Consider the following 1,197-nt stretch of genomic DNA (forward strand, 5'->3'; position numbering starts at 1 on the left):
GCCGTGCGTCGATGGGGCTGGAATACGCGCTCAAGCGCAGCGGGCCGCTGTCGATGGCGCCGAGCCAGCTCGGCATCTTCGCCAGGAGCGATCCGCGTCTCGCAACCCCCGATCTCGAATACCATGTGCAGCCGCTGAGCACCGACCGTCTGGGCGAGCCGCTGCATCGCTTTCCCGCGGTCACCGTCTCGGTCTGCAATCTGCGCCCCGAAAGCCGGGGCACCGTACATATGGGTTCATCCGACGCGCGGGAGGCGGCGAAGATCCGCCCGAACTATCTTTCCACCGAGGGAGACCGCAGCGTGGCCGTCGCGTCGTTGCGCCATGTCCGCAGCCTGATGAAGGCCCGGGCGGTGGCGCGCTTTGCGCCGGAAGAGATGCTGCCCGGCACGCAGTATAACAGCGATGAAGAGCTCATCCGCAAGGCCGGCGATATAGGCACGACGATCTTCCACCCCGTCGGCACCTGCAAGATGGGTTCGGATACGATGGCGGTGGTCGACGACGGCCTGCGTGTTCACGGGCTTGGCGGGCTGCGCGTGGTCGATGCCTCGATCATGCCGACAATCGTCTCAGGCAACACCAACTCGCCGGTCGTCATGATCGCGGAAAAGGCAGCCGAGATGATCCTGCAAGAGGCCCGCTGACCGCCATCGGCTTCAAGCCGCGGCAACACCGCGCGATCGCCGTCTCTCGGCCGCCGCGAGCAGATCGACGAAGGTGCGCACCTTGGCGGGCCGGAACCGGGCCGGCGGAAAGACCGCGTGGATGCCGCCTGACGGCAGGCTCCAGTCGGCAAACACCGGCACCAGCCGCCCCTCGGCGATATCGTCGCTGACGCTATAATCCGGAAAGACGCCGAGCCCGATGCCGACGAGCACGCAAGCCAGGGCGGCGGGGCTCTTGTCGCACATGATGACCGGATTGAGTTCGGTCAGCACCGTCTCAGTGTCCCTGGAAAACAGCCATTGGCCGATGCCTCGCAACTGGGTGTTGCCGACCCAGGCCAGCGATCTTGCCTGGCGCGGCGTCACGTCGGGCGGCAGGCTCGCCGCGAAGCCAGGGCTCGCCACCACGATCTGCCGGATCGTCCCCAGGCGCCGCGCCTGGTTCGAGGAATCGGTGAGCCAGCCGACGCGGATGCCGAGATCGATCTGCTCGTCCACCAGATTGCTGACGGCGTCGTCGAAGATCGCC

General features: G+C 66.8%; 2 protein-coding genes. One reads left to right on the plus strand and one right to left on the minus strand.

The window, feature by feature from the left end; translation table 11 throughout:
* Positions 1–647, plus strand: a 647-nt coding sequence (locus EN893_RS34730) for a GMC family oxidoreductase (protein ID WP_164901420.1), incomplete at its 5' end; no start/stop codon positions are given.
* 12 nt (positions 648–659) lie between these two features.
* Here the strand turns inward: EN893_RS34730 and EN893_RS34735 are convergent.
* A partial coding sequence (locus EN893_RS34735; protein WP_206640244.1) for a substrate binding domain-containing protein occupies positions 660–1,197 on the minus strand: 538 nt, incomplete at its 5' end.

It is taken from the genome of Mesorhizobium sp. M7A.F.Ca.CA.004.04.2.1, from assembly GCF_004022825.1.
Lineage (GTDB): Bacteria > Pseudomonadota > Alphaproteobacteria > Rhizobiales > Rhizobiaceae > Mesorhizobium.